General features: G+C 36.1%; 30 protein-coding genes. 7 read left to right on the top strand and 23 right to left on the bottom strand.

From position 1 onward, the window contains the following. The first annotated feature begins 405 nt into the window (after window positions 1–405). A complete protein-coding gene (locus FJQ98_RS10775; RefSeq protein ID WP_053596811.1) occupies window positions 406–999 on the top strand; it encodes a YdeI/OmpD-associated family protein in 594 nt (197 codons plus the stop codon). A 266-nt stretch (window positions 1000–1265) separates the two neighbouring features. Here the strand turns inward: FJQ98_RS10775 and FJQ98_RS10770 are convergent, their stop codons facing one another. The 4 genes from FJQ98_RS10770 to FJQ98_RS10755 all read right to left on the bottom strand — a co-directional run bounded on the left by FJQ98_RS10770 (window position 1266) and on the right by FJQ98_RS10755 (window position 3608). Beyond that, the gene (locus FJQ98_RS10770) at window positions 1266–1460 is read right to left on the bottom strand and encodes a helix-turn-helix transcriptional regulator (protein ID WP_053596810.1); all 195 of its coding nucleotides are present in this window, start codon (window positions 1458–1460) and stop codon (window positions 1266–1268) included. A gap of 4 nt (window positions 1461–1464) precedes the next feature. Beyond that, complete coding sequence (locus FJQ98_RS10765; RefSeq protein WP_053596809.1) at window positions 1465–1980, bottom strand: DUF6773 family protein; 516 nt, start codon at window positions 1978–1980, stop codon at window positions 1465–1467. Window positions 1981–2207: 227 nt separating this feature from the next. Beyond that, window positions 2208–2786 (bottom strand): signal peptidase I, encoded by a 579-nt coding sequence (gene lepB / locus FJQ98_RS10760; protein WP_277815980.1) that lies wholly within the window; start codon window positions 2784–2786, stop codon window positions 2208–2210. A gap of 348 nt (window positions 2787–3134) precedes the next feature. Then, the gene (locus tag FJQ98_RS10755) at window positions 3135–3608 is read right to left on the bottom strand and encodes an MFS transporter (RefSeq protein ID WP_053596808.1); all 474 of its coding nucleotides are present in this window, start codon (window positions 3606–3608) and stop codon (window positions 3135–3137) included. A 508-nt stretch (window positions 3609–4116) separates the two neighbouring features. Between FJQ98_RS10755 and FJQ98_RS10750 the strand changes: the two genes are divergently transcribed. Then, window positions 4117–4758, top strand: a complete 642-nt coding sequence (locus tag FJQ98_RS10750) for a hypothetical protein (protein WP_053596807.1) — start codon at window positions 4117–4119, stop codon at window positions 4756–4758. 168 nt (window positions 4759–4926) lie between these two features. On the opposite strand, the gene FJQ98_RS10745 is transcribed toward FJQ98_RS10750, so the two are convergent. The 10 genes from FJQ98_RS10745 to FJQ98_RS10700 all read right to left on the bottom strand — a co-directional run bounded on the left by FJQ98_RS10745 (window position 4927) and on the right by FJQ98_RS10700 (window position 15963). Next, a complete protein-coding gene (locus tag FJQ98_RS10745; RefSeq protein ID WP_053596806.1) occupies window positions 4927–5277 on the bottom strand; it encodes a DUF3221 domain-containing protein in 351 nt (116 codons plus the stop codon). A 793-nt stretch (window positions 5278–6070) separates the two neighbouring features. Then, complete coding sequence (locus tag FJQ98_RS10740; RefSeq protein WP_201406695.1) at window positions 6071–6661, bottom strand: helix-turn-helix domain-containing protein; 591 nt, start codon at window positions 6659–6661, stop codon at window positions 6071–6073. Further along, window positions 6630–6884 carry a hypothetical protein gene (locus FJQ98_RS10735; RefSeq protein WP_201406694.1) on the bottom strand — a complete coding sequence of 85 codons (255 nt, stop codon included), beginning with the start codon at window positions 6882–6884 and terminating at the stop codon, window positions 6630–6632. The genes FJQ98_RS10740 and FJQ98_RS10735 overlap by 32 nt, the downstream gene beginning before the upstream one ends. Window positions 6885–6917: 33 nt before the next feature. After that, complete coding sequence (locus FJQ98_RS10730; protein WP_053596804.1) at window positions 6918–8432, bottom strand: aldehyde dehydrogenase family protein; 1515 nt, start codon at window positions 8430–8432, stop codon at window positions 6918–6920. A 14-nt stretch (window positions 8433–8446) separates the two neighbouring features. Continuing rightward, window positions 8447–8992, bottom strand: a complete 546-nt coding sequence (locus FJQ98_RS10725; RefSeq protein ID WP_053596803.1) for a hypothetical protein — start codon at window positions 8990–8992, stop codon at window positions 8447–8449. Between the two features lie 21 nt (window positions 8993–9013). Then, the gene (locus FJQ98_RS10720; protein ID WP_053596802.1) at window positions 9014–10960 is read right to left on the bottom strand and encodes a primary-amine oxidase; all 1947 of its coding nucleotides are present in this window, start codon (window positions 10958–10960) and stop codon (window positions 9014–9016) included. A gap of 374 nt (window positions 10961–11334) precedes the next feature. After that, the gene (locus FJQ98_RS10715) at window positions 11335–11880 is read right to left on the bottom strand and encodes a GNAT family N-acetyltransferase (protein WP_053596801.1); all 546 of its coding nucleotides are present in this window, start codon (window positions 11878–11880) and stop codon (window positions 11335–11337) included. A 14-nt stretch (window positions 11881–11894) separates the two neighbouring features. Continuing rightward, window positions 11895–12428: a cysteine hydrolase family protein gene (locus FJQ98_RS10710; protein WP_053596800.1), complete on the bottom strand. Its 534-nt coding sequence runs from the start codon at window positions 12426–12428 to the stop codon at window positions 11895–11897. Window positions 12429–12990: 562 nt separating this feature from the next. Beyond that, window positions 12991–13938, bottom strand: a complete 948-nt coding sequence (locus FJQ98_RS10705; protein WP_053596799.1) for a stalk domain-containing protein — start codon at window positions 13936–13938, stop codon at window positions 12991–12993. A 252-nt stretch (window positions 13939–14190) separates the two neighbouring features. After that, entirely contained in the window at window positions 14191–15963 is a 1773-nt protein-coding gene (locus FJQ98_RS10700; protein ID WP_053596798.1) for a glycerophosphoryl diester phosphodiesterase membrane domain-containing protein, read from the bottom strand. 258 nt (window positions 15964–16221) lie between these two features. On the opposite strand from FJQ98_RS10700, the gene FJQ98_RS10695 reads away from it, so the two are divergent. After that, complete coding sequence (locus FJQ98_RS10695) at window positions 16222–16440, top strand: DUF4083 family protein (RefSeq protein ID WP_053596797.1); 219 nt, start codon at window positions 16222–16224, stop codon at window positions 16438–16440. 90 nt (window positions 16441–16530) lie between these two features. On the opposite strand, the gene FJQ98_RS10690 is transcribed toward FJQ98_RS10695, so the two are convergent. Further along, a complete protein-coding gene (locus FJQ98_RS10690; RefSeq protein ID WP_053596796.1) occupies window positions 16531–18105 on the bottom strand; it encodes an amidohydrolase in 1575 nt (524 codons plus the stop codon). A gap of 242 nt (window positions 18106–18347) precedes the next feature. Next, complete coding sequence (locus FJQ98_RS10685) at window positions 18348–18932, bottom strand: biotin transporter BioY (RefSeq protein WP_053596795.1); 585 nt, start codon at window positions 18930–18932, stop codon at window positions 18348–18350. Window positions 18933–19473: 541 nt separating this feature from the next. On the opposite strand from FJQ98_RS10685, the gene FJQ98_RS10680 reads away from it, so the two are divergent. Then, a complete protein-coding gene (locus tag FJQ98_RS10680; protein WP_053596794.1) occupies window positions 19474–19683 on the top strand; it encodes a hypothetical protein in 210 nt (69 codons plus the stop codon). Between the two features lie 29 nt (window positions 19684–19712). Beyond that, complete coding sequence (locus FJQ98_RS10675) at window positions 19713–20699, top strand: DUF2167 domain-containing protein (protein WP_075807340.1); 987 nt, start codon at window positions 19713–19715, stop codon at window positions 20697–20699. Window positions 20700–20987: 288 nt separating this feature from the next. On the opposite strand, the gene FJQ98_RS10670 is transcribed toward FJQ98_RS10675, so the two are convergent. The 7 genes from FJQ98_RS10670 to FJQ98_RS26760 form a co-directional block, all read right to left on the bottom strand. After that, window positions 20988–21650, bottom strand: a complete 663-nt coding sequence (locus tag FJQ98_RS10670; RefSeq protein WP_053596793.1) for a TIGR04104 family putative zinc finger protein — start codon at window positions 21648–21650, stop codon at window positions 20988–20990. After that, a complete protein-coding gene (locus tag FJQ98_RS10665) occupies window positions 21637–22152 on the bottom strand; it encodes a sigma-70 family RNA polymerase sigma factor (protein WP_053596792.1) in 516 nt (171 codons plus the stop codon). The genes FJQ98_RS10670 and FJQ98_RS10665 overlap by 14 nt, the downstream gene beginning before the upstream one ends. Before the next feature lie 220 nt (window positions 22153–22372). After that, window positions 22373–23821 carry a tetratricopeptide repeat-containing diguanylate cyclase gene (locus FJQ98_RS10660; protein ID WP_053596791.1) on the bottom strand — a complete coding sequence of 483 codons (1449 nt, stop codon included), beginning with the start codon at window positions 23819–23821 and terminating at the stop codon, window positions 22373–22375. A gap of 428 nt (window positions 23822–24249) precedes the next feature. Next, window positions 24250–24639 (bottom strand): hypothetical protein, encoded by a 390-nt coding sequence (locus FJQ98_RS10655; protein ID WP_053596790.1) that lies wholly within the window; start codon window positions 24637–24639, stop codon window positions 24250–24252. A 33-nt stretch (window positions 24640–24672) separates the two neighbouring features. Next, window positions 24673–24846: a hypothetical protein gene (locus FJQ98_RS10650; protein WP_158003096.1), complete on the bottom strand. Its 174-nt coding sequence runs from the start codon at window positions 24844–24846 to the stop codon at window positions 24673–24675. After that, window positions 24839–25093: a sigma-70 family RNA polymerase sigma factor gene (locus FJQ98_RS26765; RefSeq protein WP_241774636.1), complete on the bottom strand. Its 255-nt coding sequence runs from the start codon at window positions 25091–25093 to the stop codon at window positions 24839–24841. The genes FJQ98_RS10650 and FJQ98_RS26765 overlap by 8 nt, the downstream gene beginning before the upstream one ends. Before the next feature lie 22 nt (window positions 25094–25115). Then, window positions 25116–25334 (bottom strand): sigma factor, encoded by a 219-nt coding sequence (locus tag FJQ98_RS26760; RefSeq protein WP_241774635.1) that lies wholly within the window; start codon window positions 25332–25334, stop codon window positions 25116–25118. A 134-nt stretch (window positions 25335–25468) separates the two neighbouring features. Between FJQ98_RS26760 and FJQ98_RS10640 the strand changes: the two genes are divergently transcribed. Both FJQ98_RS10640 and FJQ98_RS10635 read left to right on the top strand, forming a co-directional pair. Further along, window positions 25469–25909 carry a MerR family transcriptional regulator gene (locus FJQ98_RS10640; RefSeq protein WP_053596789.1) on the top strand — a complete coding sequence of 147 codons (441 nt, stop codon included), beginning with the start codon at window positions 25469–25471 and terminating at the stop codon, window positions 25907–25909. Beyond that, on the top strand, window positions 25896–26249 hold the full coding sequence (locus FJQ98_RS10635; RefSeq protein ID WP_053596788.1) for a DUF4260 domain-containing protein: 354 nt from the start codon (window positions 25896–25898) through the stop codon (window positions 26247–26249). The genes FJQ98_RS10640 and FJQ98_RS10635 overlap by 14 nt, the downstream gene beginning before the upstream one ends. The last annotated feature ends 216 nt before the right edge of the window (window positions 26250–26465 follow it).

Here is a 26465-nt window from a genome sequence, read left to right as displayed (position 1 = left end):
TCTCGTCCATTATACTAAATCTTGTAAAATAATTCAAATCATTAATCTACTCTATATGCGCAACTCTTTAGCATTGCGTCACATACTTTTTGTATGCATAATAAGAAGCCACACCTTGTTAAATGTGACCTTATGTACTACCTTGTAATTTTTTTGCACAAAAATGAAATCTTTAGATCTCTTTCGCCTCCCGAAAGGTAGCGCAAATAATAATAAAGATTGAGGCTAATTGTTTCAATCTTTATTATTTAGGCTTTTTTACAAAAAACTCGTCACTATTTATTGTAGGTTAGCGATATTAGTTCCCTATTTTTAGCTAGACATGACACTAATTATTGTTTTATTATAAAACGATTAGAGCAATTGATATCAGCTAATTAAAAAATTGTAGAGGGGTGTTCCTTGATGACAAATAGTATAATGAATCCTAAGGTGGATGAATTTTTAAGTAAAGCTAAGAAGTGGCAGGAAGAATATTCGGTGTTGAGAAATATCGTTCTTGACTGTGAGCTGACTGAAGAATTTAAATGGATGCATCCATGTTACATGCTTGAGAAAAAAAACATCGTGTTAATACATGGATTTAAAGATTATTGCGCGCTTCTGTTTCACAAAGGTGCCTTGTTAAAGGATGCCCACGGGATTCTAATTCAACAAACGGAAAACGTACAGGCGGCGCGCCAAATTCGTTTCACCAATGTTCAAGAAATAGTTGGAATGGAAAGCATTATAAAAGATTATATTTATGAAGCCATTGAAGTTGAAAAAGCAGGTTTAGAAGTGCAAATGAAAGAGCATAAGGAATACATAATTCCTGAAGAACTTCACAACAAATTCAATGAAATCCCTGCCTTAAAAACTGCTTTTGAAGGATTGACGCCAGGACGACAAAGAGCATATATTTTACATTTTTCTCAGCCTAAACAACCCAAAACGCGAGTGTCTAGAATTGAAAAATGCACGCAGCAAATTCTTGATGGAAAAGGATTAAATGATTAAGTTTATACGTAAGAACATAAATATTAATTGCTTGACCTAGCCGAGCATGTACGAAAAGGGTTGGAGCAAATTGCTTCAATCTTTTTTATTTTGGGCGTAACTAGAATTCCAAAGAATAAAAGAGACTATCTGTTTAGTCGATAGCCTCTTCGATAATATATTACACAGATTACACTTCTGTTCATTACATCTTGAGCGCCAATCCTCGTGTACCACTGAATGATAAATCTTTACCAAGTTTTTAATCCTATAAATTGACCACAATTTTACTCCTCCCAAAACAATTCATCTAGAGTTTTATTTAACGTCTTACATATTGAAATACATAAATTCAAAGTCGGGTTATATTTACCTAATTCAATTAATCCGATTGTTTGTCTAGTGACCCCTACTTTTTCAGCCAATTCACCTTGTGATAAATCGTGTTCAATTCGAGCCATTTTTAAACGTATGTTTTTCACCTTATCACCACTTGCTATCTTTATCTTCTAAAATTCTTTGAACCACTTGATCACTTTTCTTTTTAGCAAGCACATAAATTAAGATTAAAAATCCAGCAAAAAATAGTGCATACATGAACAGTGATACAAAGAATACAAGAAAGAAAAAATATATTGCTTGTTGAGTGCTTTCTGCATAGTTGAATGCACTGTTAACACCAAAAATAATTGCAATAACCATACCAACAGCCACACCGAAAATAATATATTTAGTACTTAATTTAACTTTACTTGTACTATCGTGAATCTCTACTTCATCTGTAAATACGCCGAGATATGCTGCTCTAATAAAATAATAAACAGATGAGATTAATAAAATCAACCATTCTGTTGTTACATTTTGTAAGGGCACTCCCATTGTCATGTATTTTATTAGGATTGAAATTAAACATGCAAAAATGATAACGTAATACATTTCTTTGTAAATTTTATTTTGCAGATTTTTAACTCGTTCATCAACGTTTTTATTTTTCCCAAACATCAATATTTTACCTCCTCCTGTTTTATAATTTAAATTATACAGAATATTTGTCTTTTTGCAATATATACATTGCATTAAGTTAATTATATTTACCATTGATTAAATCATACGCTTGGTCGTGTGTTTCCACAAATGTTGATTTAACAAAAGACAATACAAAAAAACCACTCATTGTGGAGTGGTCATGTTTATTATCTTTATCAAGTTTTTAAGCTTTGAGGCTCCATTTAGTTAAACCTGAAGTCAATATGCTCGATCGGCCAACAGATGATACTTGTTGTACCCATTATTCTTTCTTTAGGGATGAACCCTACCTCAGGATTTCTACTATCGTTACTTATACGACGATTATCACCTAATACAAAGTAATGCCCTTCTGGTACGGTAGTTTCACCTAAATATTGTTCTAACGTAAAATCAAAAGTGAGTGACCCAGTATCTTTTTGTTCCTTCTTGTATTGATCTAAATAAGGTTCACTGTACTTCTTCCCGTTTATGTATAATTGATCATCCTTATACTCGATTTTATCTCCTGGTAGACCAATGATACGTTTAATATAATTTGTTTCTTCATTCATTTGAATAACAACAATGTCAAATCGATCAAATGACTTAAATTTCGGACCAATTTTGTTAACAATAACACGGTCGTGGTCTTCAAGTGTTGGCATCATAGAAGCACCTTTTACGAGTACTGGAGTAAATAAAAACTGCTTGATTACAAACGCAACCAATAAAGCGAATGCAATTGCCTTTATCCATTCAAGGAACTCACTCTTTTGTTTTTCCTGAATTTTTTCTTCCAAAATTTCACCTCCTAGTGATTCTCTTATTTAATACGTTAAATAAATAAAATAGTTTCAATTTTTATGAATCATCACCATAACGTGGGGTTGATTTCCGTTCCGGCTGGGCACTTTCCTGGGGCGTCCAGTCGGAACGGAAATCAACTTATATACAGGGCATACGTTTTAACAAATGTCAGCCACAACTTTTGGTGATGATCCATTTTTATTAATAAATACCAATTTTTCACCAAACATCAAGTGAAATGAATACAAGTTGAGAACACCAAATTGACAAATCCTGTTTATATTAATGTTCTAGAGCAAGGTTGTAGCTAGTAAAATACTAGGCTTATGCTCCATTAAGAGCTAAGTATTTTCCATTACATTAGTTGAGTCTTCTTCCTTTGTCCTTATGATAATAGGAGCAAGACATACCCCAACAATTGTAAAGAACAGGCCCGCAAAAAAACCGAGTGTGCGTGGCTCTATCCACCCTAAAAGAAATCCGGATAGTGCCATAACTGCACCCATTATAGTATTTTCCATTATTGTAATTAATCCAAAAAATCTCCCAAGATATTTAGAAGGAACATTTTTCATGATTAGTGTTTGATTACAGGCGATGCTTACACCTCCAAATAAAGTACCTATGATTAAAAAGATTGAAGCAACCCAAAAATTGGATGATTGACTTAATAACATATTGGCAACGCCTTCGAGACTCAGTACAATAATTGCTACTAACTTTACATTTTTTGATAATTTACTAGTTATACTAGAGCTTAATACAAGCCCAAGACCTAGCGCTCCATAAAAAATACCAACCCCTATATGCTCCATATCGAAGATTTATGCCATGTTAAAATCGAAAACGCCATTCCAAGAAACTATATAGTAACAGCATTTTCAAATTCAACAAAAACCTTCCAAAATGAATTCGGAAGGTTGCGCTTTTTAGTATAGCATGAAGTGTTTTTTAATTTAAAAGATTTTTATTGACAATCTATTAGCTGGTTAGTGGAATATCAATTTATTTTCTATCTCTTATTTCTTCTAGTATTTCTATTACACGATTGTTTTGTTTTTCAATAGATTTTAACCTTTTTTCAATTATGCTTGAAGAGAAAAACACAATTAGTACAATAGCTATTCCAATTATTAAATCTATTTTTATCCCCCGTCTATATCATTGTTTATCTATGTATTTTTACTTAATACTACATACGTTTCAAATGGCTTAAAGTTACATGCTTGTTCAATTCGAATAAAAAAGAAGGTAATTGGAAAATATTGCGGAATTTTTATTTTTATAACATCTAAACTGATTTTCTATTGGAGGGAAGAATTAATGAAGAAAATTTTTTTACTTCTTTTCTTTTGTGTATTTTTAGTTAGTTGTCAACAAAGTACAGACCAAGATAATACGATGGATTCGAACAGAGAATCCGAAGTTGCTTTTTTCCCTGACACTGAAATGAGCTTAACATTAAAAGAAGCAATTGAGATTGCCCAAAAAGAGGCACTTAAGTGGAATAAAGAAGCAATGTTATATAGTGGAAATAGTGTTGACAAAGATAAAACGCCAACAGGAATGGAAGGTAGAAGAAAACACTGGAACATCGAATTTGGTATACCGGGTAAAACAGATTTTTATCTAGTAACTATCCGAGACGGAAAGGTAGGTGAAAAAGCGCATGTGCCTAATGGATTCGAAGTTATGCCTAAAAATTACTTTATCGCTAGAGTTGAAGAATTTAAGTATGATACACCTGAATTACTAAAGAAGGGACAAAAAATCACCAAAATATATCCAGGGGACACTTTTGCTAAGGGGTATAATTTTAGTTTCACTAAAGACCCACAAAAAAACATTCCAATTGTGATGGTTATCGGTTGGGATCAGGACAAGAAAAATATGATTTATTTAAAGTTCAACGCAGTAACAGGAGAGCTAGAAGAAGAATTTGAAAAAGAACAATATAAAAATTAAAAGGTGTTGAATTCATAAAGAAAAATACGGTTATCTCCATACTTACTTGCTTTATATTTATTTTTACATTTTCACCGAAAACACAGGCCATCGAAACACGTGCCGTCTCTGAACATACTGCAGGTGTAAAGCACCAGTTAGTTTAATATCTTATTTGTTTATTCTCTCTCATTTTTCATTAATCTCAATTTTTTCCGCACTTGCTTGTCCTGGATAACTTTCATCTATTGCGGTTGTCCATACAGAAACATTTTGTCCTACTTTTAAAGATTCAATTTTATCAGTTGAAAACCATATCGCATCTGGACGCTCATCTGCTAATTTTTCAGTTTTGCTTTCCACTAAAAATCTTCCACCTTCTATTTGAATAATTTCGCCTATGATTGTAGGTTTATCTGCTATTTTCTCAGTTGACTTTGAAATCTCTTTGTTGAGTTCTTCCTCTTTAACACTTTGTTGACAGCCTGATAACCCTATTGATAAAAATAGTAAAGAAAAAATTAAGCTGAATTTTTTCAATATCATCACTCCTTTTATAAATTAGACGGAAATTCGTGGTTTTCGTTTCAGTAATCTTAAATACCTTTGTATATATGTAGGAAGACCAATCTCCGAAATTATTGGTTTCGAATCAATCTTTTTTTATTTTGCTGTTTTCATAAAAATTGAAGCTATTCGAAGCTCGTCCGTACAATATTTTTAAAGGAGACACGCTTGCCTCCCTCTTCTTCTAAAAATTTTATACCGGGTGCCATTACATTCTTAGTCACGACCTCGGACAAATCGTACCAATACTTCTACCGCCGTCATTCTCCCAACGATCAATGTCCCAAACAACATCTTCCACACCGTCATGTATTTCTCCGCTAGGAAGGGTACCGGTTCTTACTATAGAAATAATCCATCATCCTTTTTAATAATATTTCGTATTTCTATATTATGTAATGTTATTTGTTTTGTTCATCGCCAAATATGGGGGGGTGTTTTGGAGCTAATAATCAAACGAGCTTTTATGAATAGTCTTATTGATAGTGAGATGAAAAGGATACGTCTCTTTTTTTTACTTACCTACAAAACAATTATCGAATCAAAAGGATTACTTTTAAGTCTGAAAGTATCTGTTGCAACTGGATCAATTATATGAATTTTTATAGCTAATAGAATTTTTCAATAAAGTTAGGGTAGCGAATCGTAAATGTAGTTAAACTAACTGATATGTTTTTTCTGGAAGAAAGTATACTGTTCATGAGTAAATAAAAAACATACTAACATTAGTATGTTTTTTATAAGAAAGAGTGAAAGCTTTGAGGGGCTAATAAGATAGAAACTTTCGTTTTATATTTTTCCATCCTAAAAATTCTTTTATATATTCAGCAGGTGTTATGACAAGTAAGCTTTTAAATTCTTTGTAATAATGTGAAGGATCATAGTAACCATATTGGTCAATGTTTACAGGTGTCTCTTCAAAAGAAAAATGTTGAAGTAAGAGTTGAATACGTATGAATTTACTTAGTTTTTTTGGTCCAAAACCTGTTTTTTTGTAGAAAAGTTCTCGGATATATCGCTCAGAATAACCTGTTTTATGCTGAATTACATCTGGTAAGAACAGCCCATTATTTTCAATAATAGAATCAAAACAAGTAGCGAATATTTCTTCACCCAAGCTTTTTTCCTTTTTTTGAGAACAAAAATACTCATTACAAATCTGCACTCTTTGTTCGAAATCTCCTGCTTCAAAAACAGCTTGTATAAATTTAGAGTCTAGTGTGCAGCCTAATTCAACATTAACAAACGGTTGTTGAACAATTTGTTTTAATGCGCAATTGTATTGAATAACTGTTTGTTTTGGATTTAGACGAACACCAAAATATTTACCTTTTTGGGGTAAATGAATAAATTTCACGTGTAGTCGGGGTATTCCCTAAGACAACCTTTTGATCTTTGCCCATATAAAACATTAAATCTTGGCAAGCATCAGGAATGACATGAATATCACTATTAATGCCTATTGGTTCAAACTCATAATAAAATAGTATATCTTGGTTTAAATTGCTGTTTGGAGTCAGTTCTCTATAAGAATACGTTTTTTGGACCAATTCAGGTTGGATTGGATAATAGCTACTCAATAAGCCGCCCCCTCACTTCACTCTTAGGTAAAATTAAAAGAATCCTTGCGCCTGTTCATTGTAACTAGCTAATACACATTTAGTTAATTGATACGATTCTAAAGCTTTTAAATGATTTTCTCGACCGACGCCTGACTTTTTGTAACCGCCAAATGCTGCACCAGCAGGGTATTGGTGATACGTATTTATCCAAACACGTCCTGCTTGGATCTCTCGACTTGCTTTATAGGTAACGTTTGTATTACGTGACCATACAGCTGCCCCTAATCCATACATAGTATCATTTGCAATTTCAATCGCTTCCTCGAAGGTTTTAAATGTAGTCACTGCCAATACAGGACCAAAAATTTCTTCTTGGAAAATACGCATTTTGTTATTGCCTTTAAAAATAGTTGGTTTAATAAAATAACCATCTAAATTATCAAGGTGATTTTCGGCGCCACCGATTAAACATTCTGCGCCATCTTGTTTGGCAATTTCAAAATAAGAAAGAATTTTTTTATGTTGTTCTTCTGAAGCCTGTGCACCCATCATTGTTTCAAGTTCAAATGGATCACCAACTTTAATTTGCTTTACTCGTTCAATGGCTTTTTCCATGAAACGATCATAAATAGACTCATGGATTAAGGCTCTAGATGGACAAGTGCAAACTTCACCTTGATTTAAAGCAAACATAACTAATCCTTCAATCGCCTTATCTAGATATCCGTCATCAGCATCCATGACATCTTCAAAGAAGATATTAGGAGATTTGCCACCTAACTCTAGTGTAACAGGAATTAGATTCTCAGATGCATATTTCATAATCAGTTTGCCGACAGCTGTAGAACCCGTAAAAGCCACTTTGGCAATACGTGGGCTTGAAGCTAACTCTTTCCCTGCCTCTACACCAAAACCATTAATGACGTTTAATACACCTTTTGGTAATAGGTCTTGAATAAGTTCAACTACGAATAAGAATGATACCGGCGTTTGCTCTGCTAATTTTAATACAACACTATTTCCTGCAGCAAGTGCTGGCGCCAATTTCCAAGCTGCCATTAAAATAGGAAAGTTCCATGGAATGATTTGGCCAACTACACCAATAGGTTCTTGGTAATGATAAGCTACTGTATCCTCATCAAAAGGTGTCACTTGCCCTTGTTGTGCGCGAATAGCACTTGCAAAATAGCGGAAATTATCAATTGCCAATGGAATATCAGCATACATAGTTTCACGAATCGCTTTCCCATTATCCCAAGTTTCTACCCTTGCAATTTTTTCAAGGTTTTCTTCCATACGATCAGCAATGGCTAGTAAGATACGTGCCCGTTCTGCTACGGGTGTTTTCCCCCAAGTTTTTTGGGCTTCATGAGCGGCATCTAATGCTAGCTCTACATCTTCTTTTGTTGAACGAGCTACACGTGTAAATACTTCTTTCGTGATAGGCGTACTATTATCGAAATACTCTCCATTTACAGGTGCTACCCATTCACCACCAATAAAATTGTCATATTTCTTTTTGAATTGAATGCCAGATTCTTCAATACTCGGTTTAACATTTAGCATAATTATCGACCCCTTTAATGATGATGTTGATGCTGTTGTTCTGCTTTTACAGGTACCTCATGTTGAATCTCAAAACTACTTAATACTAGTACACAAATCATTAAACCTGCCACAATGTAAATATGCTTTGGAATGGCTTTTATAAAGATAGGAAACATCTCACGATTCCATACACCGATAGAAATGATAGCACTTACAATAAACATCATTGTAAAAAAGATAATGCTTAACGTTAAATATTGGGTGGTCATTAATGTTAGCATCGCGCCCATCATTGCTCCCATAAAACTAGATCCTACACTTTCCATGAATAGGTACATTGGTAAGCCTGTTGACAGTAAATAGCCTAATGCAATAGAAATAATAATAGATGCTATTGCACCTAGTACCATATCGGGAAGCCAGGTAGCCATATTCATCCCAACAGCAGTACTCATTGTCATAGAAATCAGCATAATACAGCACTTGGCCATGCCATGATTAGCAAAACGCTGTTTTAATAAACGGTTAGTGATTACCGTAAACGTAATGATCACCAACATGCTTAGGAATGGTAGCATATAATCACTCCTTAAAGAGTTTTATTGTATATGACATGACGAAGTTGTGTGACACTTCTTGTCCGGTCTAGGAACGTCTATTGCTGGGTTTCGGTCAAAGAATCCAACTGGTTTTAATTGGAAATTGATGTATGCAGTTGGCATTACAGGCCAATCTTCAGGGCGCGGGATATGATGATGGCCCATTGTGTACCAAACGACGATATCTTCATCATCAATTGAACGGTTTTTCTCAACGTATTTTGGAAGTCCATCTCCTCCAGCATGTTGATTTGGATACATACCTGTTGCATATTTTTCATTTTCATCAAATTGCGTAACGTGTAAATGGTGTTTAAGGAAGCCAGCACGTTTCATAACGCTTGCTTCTTCATGAGCAAATGGGAAGCAATTTTCGCCAGGCAAAATTTTATATCCAACAGGTTGATTCACTCGGTTAAGTGAGTTTTTATTGATAATTTTCCAAGTACGCTGCGTTTTTAAGTCTAAATTACGTAACGCTTCCTTCTCCGTTTTAAAGATACGTGAAAGAGGATAGAAACCATTGGCATTCGGATTGTGTTCACCCAATGTTTCTGATACTGTTTCCGTTTCAACTACTGAGTTATTTTCACCGTCTAACATCGTATCAAGTCGGAAATTAAAGAAGTGTTGATGATGTGATGCGTTTAATCCTGGAGAAATCTCAGATCCATATTTTGTTTGGATGCCATCTTCACATGTACCAGTGCTTAAAATACCTGTTAGTTTGACTTCAGCTTCAATCGTACCGTCTTGGTAGAAACTCCAATAGAAGCCGTAATCATAATTTCCAACTGTACAGAAGAATGAAATCACTAGTCGACGTGAGCGCCGAACTTCTACATGGCCTGTACGCCAATCTGTATGTTTCCAACCAATCCCGTAATCTTCTTCGTGTAAGCAAATCGCATTTTTGATCGTACGCGCATTTCCTTTAACATCAGCTACAACACCATCAAAGTATTGAATTTCCCCTAAGCAGTCGCAACCTAGTTCTAACGAATTGGCTAATTGACCCATTCCATATTCACCAGCATCAAAGGCATTTTGTGTGTTATGCGAAAATGTTGGTTCACCATAAGGGACAACCATTTCTGATAATGCTGCACGATAAAGAACTGGGCGATCCTTGCCTTTGTCATGGTAATTAATTGTGTATAATACAAGGCCCTCACGTGGTGTAAATCCATAGCGGAAACTCCACTTTTGCCATTTGATCAAATTCCCTTCAATTGTAAAGCTTGGACCTTCAGGTTGAATGATTTCCAGTGGTTTCAAGTCATTTCTAAACACAATTGATTCATCAACTTCAGGATGGTAGTTACCTGATGTTGTTGGAATTGGACGTACCCCGTGATCTTCTACTTTGTAAACTTCCATTTTGTTTAGGTCTACATACGTAACAATACCTGTTAAAGGGTAAGCATATCCGTTATCTTCTAGTGATTGTTTTTGCCAACAAATCGCACGAAGTAAACGTTTACCTTCATGTTCCTGAACACCAAAATTTCCTGCTGACCAAGGATCCACCATGATTAAATCAGGATTGTCAATGCCACGTTTCTGTAAAGCTGCTATAAAATCAGGGTGGCTCTTTACTAATTCTTCACATTGCTCAAATTCCTCTAAGGCTACATTTGGTTGTACCCCAGGAATATGTTCGTAGGAATCAACTTTTTCTGAAGTTAAATTTACAATTGCTTCAAATGTTTTCAATTCTTTATCATCTAAAATCACTAAAAACACTTGGCGATCTACCGTATTACCTGGTTTGTAATTTAGTACTTCTGATTTTTTAGGTTCATGTAACATCACGGACATAAATCGTACATGTTCAGACAACTGTTGCTGTTCCTTGACTATTTGAACAGCTTTTTCAATTTCTACTTCAGATAATGGTGATAATGGGTGACTTAGCTCAACGTTTGGATTAACCTTTACTGACATTCTATCAACCCCTTATAATTTGTTCTCTTTAATTATAATCAGAAAATTCAGCGAAGTTATTGTAAATAACGGCATTTTTACAGATAAGTTATTTTTAGCTAAAAATATACAATATTTTTTGCTTTAAGTGTTTTTTAGCAAAAATACTAATTGAGTAGTTTATAGTTCTCTTCGGGAGACCACCATTTAGACCGTCTTCCATCTTGCCATAGCAATTCTCAAATATATGTTCACTAAATTCAAATATGCATTACGTGTTTGCAAAGGATCGGATGTCCAGGTCATTTTTTCGTAGCCAATTTGAGAAGCAAGTTGTTTTTGTTGTAAAAAAAACCAGCTAAGCACCTATTTGCTTAGCTGGTTTTATTTTAAAATTATGCCTTAATTCTTCCCATGACAATCGTATTATAATAGTTGCCATCTGAAAGGAGTTTATCATTTTTCAAGACGCCTTCAACTTCAAAGCCAAGCTTTTTATAGAGCAAAATTGCTTTGTCATTTGTCTCTACAACAGTCAAGGCCATTTTTTTAATGTCATTAGCGTCAGCCCATTCTACCGATGCTTTTAAGAAATTTTTGCCTATCCCATAGCGCCAAAACTCCATTAATACACCTACACCGAAATCTACTTTATGAGCAATTCTCTTTAATGGCGAGCCCGCACATCTAGAGAATCCGACAATGCGATTATCGACTACTGTCACTAAACACAAATTTCTTGGACTTTCTGTGTCCTCCTTAATAATCGCTTCAAATCCTTTCGTATCGATAAAGCCTTCCCCTTGTTCTCTATCGAAGTTTTCCGTTTCACCATCAAGTTGTAACCTTAATTCTGATAATGCTTGGGCATCTTCGATAGTAGCGGATCTAATTGTATAATGAAGTTCATTTACATTAAATTCTTGGCTGTTTATGAGCATTATTGAAACCCCTTTTACTTAGTTTGAAAAAAAGTACGTGGCTGAATGTTCACGAATCGATTGTGCCAAACAGACTCGTGGTGCTTTATGATTTGCTGCGCATTTAATACGCGACTATCTAGTGTGGTATGTGCACCTTCAACTAAAATATTGTGATGGTACCCATAGCTATAAGCATTTCGAATGGTCGTATCAAGGCAAAATTCTGTTTGAGCGCCAGCGAAAATAAGCTGCTCAACTTGTTGGTTCCGTAAGTATTGCGCTAATTCCGTTTTATAGAATGCATCCCACGTTGTTTTTTGAATCACTTTATCCTCGGGTTGTCGTAGAAGCCCGTGATATAGATCCCAGCCTGGCTTTCCAAATGCAAAATCGTCGTCTTTATTTGAATCCGTATGTTGGACAAAAATAATTGGAACTTCACTATGCCGTGCCCAAGTTATTAACATATTAATGTTTTCTAATACTTTTTCATAATCAAATAAGTAGTTTTCACTATCCAAAAAGAATGCTTCCTGCATATCCACTATAATTAATGCCTGCTTCATTTAATGCTCCTTTAAAAATCTGACTTTAATTATCTTATTGTACAGAAATTCATTATCCATTTAAAGAAAATTATGAGAAGGAAAAACTCACTATGAGGTAGATTTCCATTCCAGCTGAACACTTTCCAAAGGGCGTATGATGAACCACTTTGAGCAACGGATGTTTTTTGTGCGAAAGCGAAGCGGCAGCAACACGATACTAAGGCGTTATCACAAGACGTGATGTCATTGCCTTCGTTCCTCAACTCCAGGGTTGCATCTATACACTTATTCCCCAAGAATCGCACAGCTCACCTGACCCTTGATTTAATCTCAAATAAAAAACTACTCCTTTTTGAAAAAAACTTGATCAAAATGGAGTCTACTCTTGTGAATTCATATACAATTTTTTATAGTTAAGTTTAGTTACTTAACTATTATATATTGGTAAATTATTAGGGTGTTTTTGAATATAGACAAAATAGCGTTGCTCCTTTTGTTTATTTTCAAAAATAACTTTAACAAATTTTCCCATACAAAAACCCCTCCGCAGCACGATGCCATGAAGGGGATGGACAACATTTTATTTCATTAATTCTTCAACAAATTCAACTGGTACATATGTTTTTGATGGTTCTAATAAAGCTGGTGCAACTTTAAAATGACGGATTGCTTTATTATAGCCGTATTCTTTTTGACCACGTGTAATTGTATAAGATAAAGCACCTTTAGAGATAATAGCGCCTTTTCCTGTTGATTCTACTTTAAAGCCTAACTCTTCGGCAATTAAACGTAGTGGTACCATTTTTGTACCTTCAACTTCATAAAAGTCCTTGTTAATGATTTCTTGGATAGCAGATTCAGATGGATTAACTTCACCAGGATCAACCTCACCTGGCTCTTGTGCAACCGTATCTAAAACGACAACTTTTGTAGGAGGTGTTTGTGCTGGGATGCTCATTGTTGCGATTGTATAGAACACTAGTAAATGTTGTTCTGCTAAGTCCTCAGCCTTTACTTCTTTGCCAGATAGGCTAAGTAATTCTGTTTCTTCGCCAACATTTAGTTTTAATGTGTTATCCGTATTCACTAATTCTTTATTGAAAAAGTCTACTTCAACAGTTCCCATTTCTTCTGATTCAACAATAATTACCTCTGGGTTATATTGTGGTGGATAAATCATAAGCATTGGTTTGTTTGCATAAGTGTAAGCCGTTACTTTATAACCTTTTTGTAGCTTTACTTCTTTACCAGTATTATCGAAAACAAGTGTATCGTCATTTACGACAAAAACATTTGTATTTTCGCCTTCTTTAACAGTGTAATACGTTGCATCATCACGTTTTTCAACATTGTCAACTGTTCCAGCTACTTTAATAAAAATCGGCTGAACTTGTGGATTTTGCTCATTATTGTCAGTAGCGTTCGTTACAACCGCTTCTCCTTCGTTTGCTGATGCAGATGGAGCTACTACAGCGCCCCCGATTAATAATGCTGACATGGCAAATGGTACGACTTTCGTCATTTTCATAAAAAAAGCATCTCCTTCATTTCACGAATTCATAGTAGTAGTCGGTTATAAAAGAAAAAGGTTACAACATTACCAACATTTTTTTATTATTTACCTAAAAAAGCCGTGATTCTTAAGAATTACGGCTTTTTACTTAAACTATTTGGATGGGTATTTTGTTCGGTCCGCGGGTATTCACCTTCTTCGCGCGGGTATTTACTTCGCTTCCGCGGGTATTCCAAATAATCAAATGTTAAATTTATTCATATAGAACTAAAATATGAATTGAAGTCGATTTAGTACACGCTGTAAAAAGTATTGATGCTCACTTTGCTTTGTTCGTATATCCAAGGCTACATTTGGATGATCGGTAATGACTCCGGTGACATTTTTCTCGATAAACTCTTGTAATGAACGATCTTTATTTAGTGTCCATACAAACAAATCAATTTTTTGTAGCTTCAGCTCTGTGATTAGCTGATCTGTTACCCAGGATTCCTCAAGTGCAATAAAATCTACAGTTTCAACCATTGGCCCGATATTTAATACATAGACAACACCAACACGTAAGTTGGGTGTCAATTTTTTTAACTGTGACATCATTTGTGGATCTGATGATTGCACATAATACGTATCGAGCACCTTATAAGCCTTTAGTTTTTCTACTAACTTGGGTAATACGTCTTCCGTTTCTTTACCATGAACTTTCAATTCAATTAGTAAGGAAACATTTAGAGCCTTTGCTACTTCAATAAAATCATCTAATGATGAAATTTTATCGTTTAAGCCATTTGCATGAATCGTCAGGGTCTTTAATTCACCGAGCGTCATATTAGCGATAACACCGTTTTTACCTGTAAGTCTTCTTAATGTTCGGTCGTGGAAGACAACGAATTGTCCATCTACTGTTTGCTGAATGTCGATTTCGATTAGGTCTGCCCCTGCACTTGCTGCGCTGACAAGGCCACTGATTGTATTTTCAACATTGCCCGCTGTAAAGCCACGATGAGCAATAATTTTTGTATCTGGTGCATAGACGCTTTTCTCTAGCGAAATAGTATTCATCACACTTAATACGACGAAAACAATCAAAACAATGAAAGACAATGGCTTATAGCGCCTTTTCTTAAACTTCGGTGTAAACCTTGCCTTGCCTAAAACAGGCGTATTATAGGTAATAGCCACCATTACTTGTGAAAACGTTGCTTGCAGTAAACTAAATAACACCACGAAGACCATTTCTAAAAAGGCAAGTGTAAGCCCCGCTGTGACAAGTGCTGCACTCGGCATAAAACGCTCTAAAATATATAATGGCAAGGTACCTATTACCGTAATCCCTAGCATTACGAGTAAATGACCTGCTAAAAGCATGGTTAATAATACAAGAAGTTCAAACAAGCCTCGCTTCGAAAAACGCCAGCTCTGTATTAATGAACGAATTATTGATATCTTTGGTTGGATTGTAAAAATCGGCAATGTCAAAATGCTACGTATCCCCACTATTACTAAAACACTTGCAACAGCAGCATAAAGTAGCTGGCCAGAACGACTGCTCATTATTTCATCTGTTAAAAAATGTGGAATAGAGATGGCTTGAGTTAATGTTAGCGGTAGCATAAATGAAGCTAATGGTAATAAAAGTGCAATATAAATAATTAGAAAAATGACCTGCACACTAAAAAAATAAATAACTTTACGATTGAGCTGCTGCCATATGTGTAGAAATCGATAACGAATACCCCTTTGTTGGTAAAACGCCATTAAAAAAAGAAAGCCCATTTCATAATAAATAAATAGTAAAATGGTCATGATCAAAAGAATGATCATTGAGATGACAAAGGGGTGCATGATAAAACTTTGTATATTTTGCTCAGTAATATGTGTATAACCCGTTACTTGCAGCATTAGCTTAAATACGATAGTTGTCATAGGAATAATTAATAAAAACTGAAATAACCTAATCAGCCCGAAAACCTGTACATAATCAATGCGATACATATAAACATTGTAGATGGCTTGTCGCATTACTTGTCCCGCTTTGTGCATTCACTCACCCCAGTCATACTATCGTATTCCTTATCTTAAACGTGTTTACACTTTTTATAAGCTCTTTCCTATATGATATGTTATGCCGTTTATTTCAAATTACCTTTAGCTCTAGAAATACAATTTGTCCCATATAATATGCGAGGAAAAATAATAAGATTTGTGTATTTATGGTGTCTATAAATATTTTCTTGAAACTTTTTCGTATGCCACTCGGTAAATAATATAATCGATACTATTTGAAGGGGCCAAATAATTATGAGACATACAATTTTTAATCTCGGGGATATCATTATTACAACCGTACTTCTTATAATTTTCCTTGCCTTATTTTTCGTGATGATTAATATGATTAAAAAAATGAAATCTACAGCTCCTCTGCCTCCTCAAGAAACACTTCAGCAAAAAGTAGATGATTTAACTACACGAGTTAAAAGACTAGAGCAGCATGTGAAAGATTTATCAGAAAAACAATAGCTCCTATATTGTGTTTAACGTTAAATACGAGGGAAGGCATCATAACAGCCTATCCCTCTCTTTTTGTTGAACCAAAAAACGCTGTAAAGTTTATTCTTTACAGCGTTTTTTATAAACGATACGGCCATCAACAACCGTATAGGCGACTTTTACTTGTGAAATATTTTCGATAGCTATCGTAAAAAGATCCTCTTCTAGAACAGTGAAGTCTGCAGTATAGCCTCTTTCAATCTTACCTCGAACATGGTCTTGGGCTATTATTTGTGCAGCCCCTGTAGTATAGAGTCGTACTGCCTCAAAGCGTGAAATTTTCTCCTCTGGACCGTAGCCATTATGAGATTCCCAAAAATTCCGTCTTGTTACTGCAGCATATATACCATGTAAGGGATTGGGTACTTCAATCGGGGCATCACTACCACCTGCAACAACTAATCCACGAGCTAGTAGCGATTTTAACGGGTGCAAGCCTTTTGCTCGTTCCTCCCCTAGCCTAGCTAGTTCTGCTTCATACTCTCCCTGCACAAATTGCGGTTGCATATCCACTGCGACAGGCAACGAAGCAAGTTTTTCTAAAATACCTTCATCGACCAAGCTACAATGAATAACACGATCTAATTGACCTTTGCGAGGCGGATGGGCGGCAAATACTTTTAAAATTGTTTCAATGGCTAAATCTCCAATGGCATGCACTGCCACTGTTTGTCCATGTTGACGTGCAAGTTGAACATATTCTTCTAATTGTTCTGTTGAATGTACGAGCATACCGCAATTGCCTGGTTCATCACAGTACGGTTCACGAAGAGCAGCAGTACGTCCTCCAAAGGCACCATCGATAAAAATCTTCATGGCACCAAACTCTAAATAAGGAGAAGATGTTTCTTCCATCTTGGCAACTTCTTCAAATACCGTGTGGTGTTGTAATAAATGAACTTTAAACGATTGCTTTGCCTCAACAATCTTTCGAAAAGCATGTATTGGTTGAAGCGGCGGTCCGTAATAACTTAAATCCTCAGAATGACCACCTACTAAGCCATATGATTGCAGGGATATTACTGCCTTTTCGAGAGCATCCTCAATATACTCGGGCGTAATATGAGGCATATGGTTAACAATCATATACAACGCTGCATCCTTTAAAACACCAGTTAGCTGTCCATCCACCTTATCAATCACACCACCCTCTGGTGATGGAGTGCCATTGGTAATGCCTGCAAATGATAGCGCCTTGGAATTAGCCAAAATTAAATGGTGACAGCTTCGTTTAATAATAAGATGTGCTTCACCAAGTGCATCTAGTTCAGCTAATGTTGGGAAAATAGGAGCTTCAAATTGCGTCTCATTAAGCCCTATCACGATCACCCATTCATCAGCGGGAACCTCTGTCATCCGTTCACGAATAATGGCCAATAGCTCTTCCTTACTTTTAATGTTCGATACATCGATATGCTTTAATTTTTCCCCATAGCCAATCATATGTAAATGACTATCGACAAAGCCTGGATACATCACATTTCCTTGTAAATGTTGAATAGAAGTAGCTTGTGGCGACAAGCTATCTACTGAGCCTGTCGCCACAATTTTCCCATCTTTTACAAGGACTGCTTCAACTATTTCGCCAACTTGCGCCATTGTGTAAATTTTTCCACCTGTCCATAACGTTGCCAAAACAATTCCTCCTATGCAATCGCTTCTAATCAATTATGCCTCGGCATAATTGTAGCTGTCGCTTTGCTTTCGCTACAGAAAACATTTGCCGCTGTCGCTACGCTTTCGCGCAGATAAACAATGCGTCCGGAATCGGCCATGTGTTAGCACAAAGAACTCCTTTCCGATTCCGTGACATCCGCCAGAGGCTTTGGGCCAACGTGATGTTGGTCACTCAGTCGTTGCCACAGGACGTGGCGTTCTTAGACTGAGTTCCTCTGTTCAGCGGGTGTTTGGACCCCGCTGAAAGAAATTAAATGTGCTTGTTCTAAGCGACGACGAACAATGACACCCATCCATCCTGCCAGTACAGCTTTCACAATACCTACCACGATAAATGGTGCCGCACCACCCATAAATGCAGCTGTCCAAGTTAAATCTCCAACGATTTTTAACCAAGCCGTTCCAAACGTCAATGTCACAACCATCCCAATTAGGTTCGCAACGATGGCATTGAAAATCGTAATGCCAAATTTATCTAAATATAAGCCCATAATGATTGCAGTAGCTAGGAAACCAATAATATAGCCACCCGTTGGACCAACCAAAATAGCAATTCCACCTGACATACCGCTAAATACTGGAATACTTGCTGCACCAAGCAAAATATAAAGCAATACTGATAATGTACCAATTCTTGTCCCTAAAATCGTTACAACTAAGCCTACTGCTAATGTTTGTCCTGTAATTGGAATAAGTGGAAGCGGAATCGTTACTTGTGCAAGAACAGCAATAATCGCTGCACCAAATGCCGCTAACACATAATTATATGTACTATTTTTTTTCAAACTAAATTGCCTCCCTTTGTACGTTAACTCAAAGTATAAATAAGTTAACACAAAGATAAAACAAATGAAAACTGTTGTCAATCTATTTTGAAAAATTGCTATAGTGAACTAGCAATTTCTTATCATAAAGGCCATGACCAAAGTGGTGTATTCATAAGATTGTCCGCTTGTAATTCAAAAAACCAGGAGTTATTTGATAAACCAAGAAAACAACACCAACCAAATAAAGCCCAAAAACTTCCATGAAAAGGTTATCAAAAAATGCGTAAATATAATCAGTCGCATATACATATTGAATGTACAATTCATTAACAATCTGCAATTAACGTTGTTTTTTTGACTATAATTAGTCTATTTGGATTAAAAGTTGTTCGGAAAAAGACCCACATCTTGAAAACGAGGAATGGGTATCTCAGTCTCCAACGTGAGCTAGCAAGCGGCAGAAATTGTGCAGCATGTTTTCAATTGGACGAATACGCATTGTAACAATTTGTCTTATATGGTAACCTACATAAGTATTTTTCCATTATAAGGAGGTAAGTTGTTTCGTACTGGTATCATATTTTTAATTTTAGGGTTAGGTGCATTTATACTGCCGCAATTCGGTCTACAATTCAAATTATTTACCGTTTTTAACGACATTTTTGGCGGAGGCGAAACCTTTGTAGAAATTGCTCTTGCAGGTATAGGCGCCGTCCTAGTATGCATGCATTTATTTAAAGAAAAGATGGACAAGTCGTTCGCAGCATAAAAACATGTGATTTTTGGGAGGAAGTTATTTTGAAATCGTGGATTGCAAAACTATTTAAATCAGTAACTGTTATGACTTTAATTATGATGATGTGTGCGGTTCCCGCATTCGCCGAAGAAGAGCTGAATTGGGTAGAAGGTAGTGGACAGAAAGTTGACGTGGGGACCAATTTAGCGGAACTGGAGTTAGGCAGTGATTTTATTTTTCTTAATGCCGAAGATACGAAAAAGTATCTAAAGCAAGGCGGAATGGAACCGAGCGGGTCAGAAATCGGTGTGGTTTTCCCAAAAGATGAAAAACAGACTTGGGCCGTTTATTTCGAATATGAAGAATCTGGACATATAAAAGACGACGAGAAAACAGATATCGATGCTGATGCTTTGTTAGACAGCTACAAAGAAGGTACGGAAGAAATGAATAAGGAGTTAAGCCCTGAAAATCAGTTATTCGTTGACAAATGGGATGTTGCTCCATTCTACGACAACCAATTACATAGTTTGTCGTGGTCATTATTGGCGCATGATAATCAGAACAACGGTGTTATTAACTACAATGTGCGAATTCTATCCCGCCAAGGCTATATCTCAGCGATACTCGTCTCAGATCCGGCGAATTTGCAGGCCGATCGTATAGTGTTTAACAACAAGATCCTAAAGCAGTTTAACTTAAAGCAAGGTCAACGCTATGAGGATTTTGACAAAAAAACCGATAAGGTAGCTGAATTCGGCTTGACAGGATTAATTCTTGGAGGCGCGGGTCTGGCGGTTGCCAAAAAAGCGGGCTTGCTTGCTGTGCTCATCCCTCTATTAAAGAAGTTCGGGATCATAATTGTGGTGGCCGTCGGCGCGATTTGGGGCTTTATTCGCAAAAAAACCGGATTGAAGAAAGAGCAGTCGGAGGAACAATCGACACAATCTGAACAGCCAGAACAATCGGAGCAACCAACACAATCTGAACAACCAGCACAATCAGAGCAACCGGCACAGGACCAGGAGATTGACAAGCAGAAAGTTTAATTTGCAAGAATAGTAACCGCTCAATGTTTCGCGGACCTGGATATTGAATTATTTCAAAAATAAGAATAATCAAAGCCCTTCCTAATCGCTCGATAGCCGAGTAATTAGGAGGGGCTTTTCATACCGTTTATTCATTTAAAGAATCCGATAGCGAATAACTATGGAGCCTCTGCACTTTGAGATAATTGCAGCTCGAAAAGTCGTTACTACGAATTAATATGTACTACTCTTTTTCAAATTAAATTGCCTCCCCATTTGCGTTAAGAATTAGCAATTTCTCTTCACAAATTACCAAAGCGGATCGTTGGTAGGATCATCTTCTTGTAAATCAAATACATATGGCGCTAATAGACGATAAAAAATATAAACACCCGCTACAAAGAAAATGGTCCCGATTGCAATATTATTAAAGATTATATGCATAAAAGCCATAAATGGAATCGGGAACGTTAAAATACCACTCATTTTCATTGATTTTTTTGAGCGATATTGTTTTTTCCCACAATAAGGACATTCTAGTTGTCCATTTTTCCGGTACATTCTTCGCGCTTGCTTTTCTGACCAAGTTTCGCCACACTCAATGCACACTGGTAGGCCATATCCTTTCTTTAATAACACCCATTTAACAAAAAAAGCAAGCCCCACCATAAAGCTAAAAATCAATATACCTTTTACTAAATCGTATTGCAAAATTGTCCATAGGCTCCATGTATCCCCTTCTTGCTGTAAACTAGCTGCTTGATGACTTCCTGAATTTTTATTTTGTAATAATAAATAACTAAAACCAATGACAAAAAGCGTAAACGTCGCAAGCACCACACGATATTGCCATGGACTACTTCTTCTTTGTTTAGTTTTACTACGAGTTTTCTGGGCAATTGCCTGTTTTTTCTCATCTGTTAGCTTTACATCTCGAAGTTCTTTTAGCACATCTTCTTTAAATTGATTCATGGCGTAACACCTCCCAATCATAATCACCGATTGCTGTTGCAAGTTGCTTTCTAGCCCGCTGTAATCTTGTCCGTACCGTCGCTTCTGGACAACATACTAGCTGTGCGATTTCCACTGTCGTCATATCCTCAAAATAATAGAGAATCAGTACTTCTCTGTATGCCACAGATAATGTAAACAGAGCTTCTACTAGCTCTCGTTTTGTGGACTTAGCAAGAAATTCTTTTTCAGGCGTGACGGCTGTCGTACGCCCTGTTATTTTTTCAAAGAGTGTCAATCGTTTACTTTTCCAGCTACGCAAATAATCATGGCTTCGATTGACCGTCATTTTCACTAAATATGTACGTAATGATGATTCTTGCCGAAATTGCTCTTGCTTTTGATAAAAGGCGATAAACACATCTTGCACAATGTCCTCAGCCGTTGCTTCATTTTTCACATATAAATAAGCAACCTTTAGCAAATAGTCACCGTGCTCTGCAATAATTTTTTCGATATCCATCGTTGTCCTCACCTTCTTTCTAAACTACTGACGGACGCCACTTCATTTCCGATTCACTTTTTCAAAAATAATTTTTAATGAAAAGAATCTGCAAAACTCCAACGTTAAATTCGTTGAAATGAAGCAGACTCTCTATGATTGATTATCAAATGCCGATGACGGTAAGACCAACTATATAAAGAGACACCCCCATTTTTTTCTGGATGCCTCTTTCGCTAAATTATTTACTATTTCCCACATCACTATATTGGTTAAAGACTGTGATTTGGTTTCGGCCATTGCGCTTTGACGTATATAGTGCTGTGTCCGCACTATGGATCAGTTCTTCGACTTCGGTAATCTGGCCTTGTTTATTTGTACTTACCCCAATACTAAATTCTAATTGAACGGCCTCATCATTGATTGTTAAGGATAGAGCAGTTAATGTTTGATAGAGGTTTTCCGTCATTGATTGAACAGATTCGCCTTCCCTTAATTGACTAAGAACAATAAACTCATCTCCGCCAAAACGAGCGACAATCGACTCAAACGGTTGAAAATAGTCTTTTAATGTAGTAGCAGTAATCGTCAAAGCATCATCCCCAAATAAATGACCGTTTGTATCATTAATTTCTTTAAAATGATCTAAATCAATCATCATTAATGCTAATTGCTGATTTTCTGATGAAGCTTTCTCCACCATTTTCTCTGCATTCTCATCAAAATAACGACGATTATAAATATTCGTTAATGGATCAATATAAGAAGTTTTTTCAAATTGCTTCTTCTGGTCATTGTACTCCATCTCAAATAACACATGTGTATAATTTTCCCTTTGTATTTCTAGTAAAATGTTAATATATTCCTTCTGTATCGAGCACAACACAATTTTATTACCCTGCTCTTCTATAAGCTTTACTAAAGAATTGTAAATGGTTTGAAGCAAAGATAAATCATTATTTTGTAAGGCATAGTGCTTCGCCTTTTGATATAAATCAATGGCCTCGCCAACGCTTCCCTGTTTTTCATTAAGCAGAGCATAGGCATTCATAACCTCCAATTGCACCTTGGAATAAGGCGGGTTCTGAATCGTCACCAGCAGCTCCTGCAATATTTCATATGCTTCATCAAATTCTTCCAGCCAAATTTGCGCAACAGCTAAGTTTATTTTGGGATGGATAATTCCTGTATAAGGATTGTCATGCTTCGTCTCAAAAGCATTGGCATAGTATAGGCTCTTTAATGCAAATTCCTTCGCCTTTTGATAATTTCCTAAGGAGTTTTCTAAATCACTTAAATTATTATAAATTTTCCCCATACTTTCTACATGTTGAATACGCTCAGCAATCTTTAGTCCCTTGATCATAAACTCTTCAGATTTCTTTAAATGACCAAATGTCCCCCAATAGATGGAGGCTAAAATATAATGATGGATTAAATCGATATCATCGCCATATTGAAAGGTTAATTCACGATATTGCTCAAGCACACTAATGGAAACTTGCAAATCACCTGTTTGAAAATAGCTTGCACAGCGATAACGTAATAACAGGATTGCTTTATTATACATACCAAGTGCAATGGCACTTTCAATTGCGGCACTACTTAATTCTATATATTCTAAATAGCGATTCGCATTATATAATTCATTTAGCGTAATCCATAATTCGTCAAATTCTTGTGTGTTCATACCGCCCCTCCTCATATTAACCCCTACTTCTTTAATACTATCTTCATGTGTAAAATATTACAATTCTTCGGAATCATTTATTTTCAAATTAATGAGTAAATTAACCTAAAATTAACATTAGATGATTATTTATTCCTAGAAAACTTGTAACATTTTCTTAAAACGACTCATTATATTTATATCAGTACAAAAACTATAATTTCCTTACATATAAAAAACAAGCCTCTTCTTGAAAGAGACTTGCAATTTGTCGACAAAAAATAAATATAAATTAATGCGTATCCATAATCAAAGGTTGGTTTTCACTCCGAGTTGGCGCTTTTCGCGGGCTTGGCTTCAATCTCCTTGTCACTACGTTCCTGCGGGGCTTTCAGCGCAAGCTAATCCCGCAGGAGTCACCACTCTCCGCGAAAATCAACGGTTCCTCATCACAGGATGAGTCGAATTTCTTGTACCAAACCGTTTGGAAAAGTTGGATATTTTTCTAGATAAAAGATACCAAGCTTTTTTTTAGCTGCATACATCGGTAACAGCGGCTCAATATACGTCTTAAAATATTTTTTGAATCCTTTCTCTTTAAAAAGAACCGCATATTCAGGTGATTGTTGTAGCATGGCAAGCTCATCATAGTGCTCCTTCCTCACAGCCTTTAGCTCTGCCTCAGAATAATGAAGATCAAGTGACTTCGCATAATAATCAATAGCAACTACCTTCTTGTAGCGTTCAAATGCCTCTTTTGTATAAAATTCCTCGTCTTGTTCGCGCCAATGGATACGCATAATATTTTCAAAATGAGCAAGCTGTGTATCGTTAAACAAGTTTGCCGATTGTTTCGTTTCCTTATTCAGTAGCTACACCATGACAAATTCTACTAAGCATAACGTCACAATTACTGTTAAAAACGCGAAACGAATGGGCTTTTTGGGTTTGACATCTTGCTGCTGTAAGACACGTTTTTTGACACACTCCTTACTCTCTTCCATATCCCCTGCTACTTTCACCAATTCTTTTTGCCATTCATTCATGTCCAAGCACCTCCCATTCCTCCTGCTTTAGATCAGACTTTAGGATTTCTCTTGCCCTTCTCAGCCTTGTTTTAACAGTGTTTTCTACAATACCTAGAACCTGTGCTATTTCGGCAATCTTCATCTCTTCATAATAGTAAAGGATGATTGGCTCTCTATATGTTAGTGGAAGCTTTAGAATAGCTGCTCCGATATGCGATCTTTCCTTCGCTTCAATCAGTTCATCACGCTGTTTGTTAGCCTTCACCGGAAATATTTTTCTTGTAAAATCATTTTTTATAATGCCAGCTTTTTAAATAATCCTTGCTTTTATTAATCGTTAACGTAGATAAATAAGCACGTAGCTGTCCACGTTCCTCATAATTAGGTTGAGAAAATTTTATAAAAACCTCCTGCACAATATCCTCTGCTGCATGTCTATTTTTCACGTAAAAATAAGCGAGACGCAATAAATGCTCTGCATGTTCATCTATCATTTTTTCATGCATGCCGTCACCTCCCCCTCTTATACTATTAACGACTGCCATTAAATGACCGTTTCACTTAATTTCAAAAAATATCAATAAATTGTATTGACCTTGGAGCATACTCCAATGTTAGGATAAATTCAGGAGGTGTTCATATGCAAATCAAACAGTTTGCAGTTAAGTATAATTTATCTACTGATACCGTGCGTTACTATGAAAAAGAAGGATTACTACATCCAAATAAACGGGACAATGGCTATCGCGTGTACGATGTCACTTGTGAACATACAATTAAATTTATTTTAGTATTAAGACAGCTCGGCTTTACATTACAAGAAATCAAACAACTTCTTACACTTGAGCAAAAGCCTGTTTCAGATTCCTGCAATCAAGCAACGGTACAGCTATTCTCTGGAAAGATCACTCACATTGAGCAGCAGTTACTTTTTTATCAACAGGCACTCAAATCCTTACAGCTCGCTCAAACATTAATGGCTGAAGGAAAATATGCGGAAAATAAAATGGTCATCGGTTCACTTATCGAGGATATGTATAACCAATTACAGGAAGGTCGTGGTCATCATGAAACTACGTAAAATTATCTCATTGGAATATTTAATAGCATTTTTAGTAAGTATATTTTTCTACTGGCATTTTGAATTTTCGTTCCTCTATTTTGTATTGTTTTTATTACTACCTGATATAAGCATGGTAGGATACATTGTAAACACTAAAGTCGGCGCGCTATTTTACAATATTGGCCATAGTTTAGTCCTACCAGCCATTCTCTTGATTATAGGCTTTGTCACTGTATCGACACCGCTACTCATGGCCTCTATTATTTGGCTAGCTCATATATTTTTAGATCGTGCATTAGGCTACGGATTAAAATATGATGAAGCCTTTACTAAAACTCATTTACAGCAAATAGCTTAAGTTAGAAGTAGCGATTCTATCAGCGTTACGGTTAAAACTATACAAAAGAGTTACAAAAAAAACACTCATCACCAAAAGTTGTGGATGACATTTGTTAAAACGTATGCAAGTTGATTGAAGTGGAGACTGGGCGACTCCTTGGGGATCAGCGTCACAGATGAGACCCTGGAGCGAGCAACGCGAGTGAAGCGGCTCATCGGACGCCCCCAGGAAGCT

The sequence above is a fragment of the Lysinibacillus agricola genome, assembly GCF_016638705.1.
GTDB lineage: Bacteria > Bacillota > Bacilli > Bacillales_A > Planococcaceae > Lysinibacillus > Lysinibacillus agricola.
Note: the sequence above shows the minus strand (reverse complement) of the source record. Positions and strands in the feature narration are given on the sequence as shown.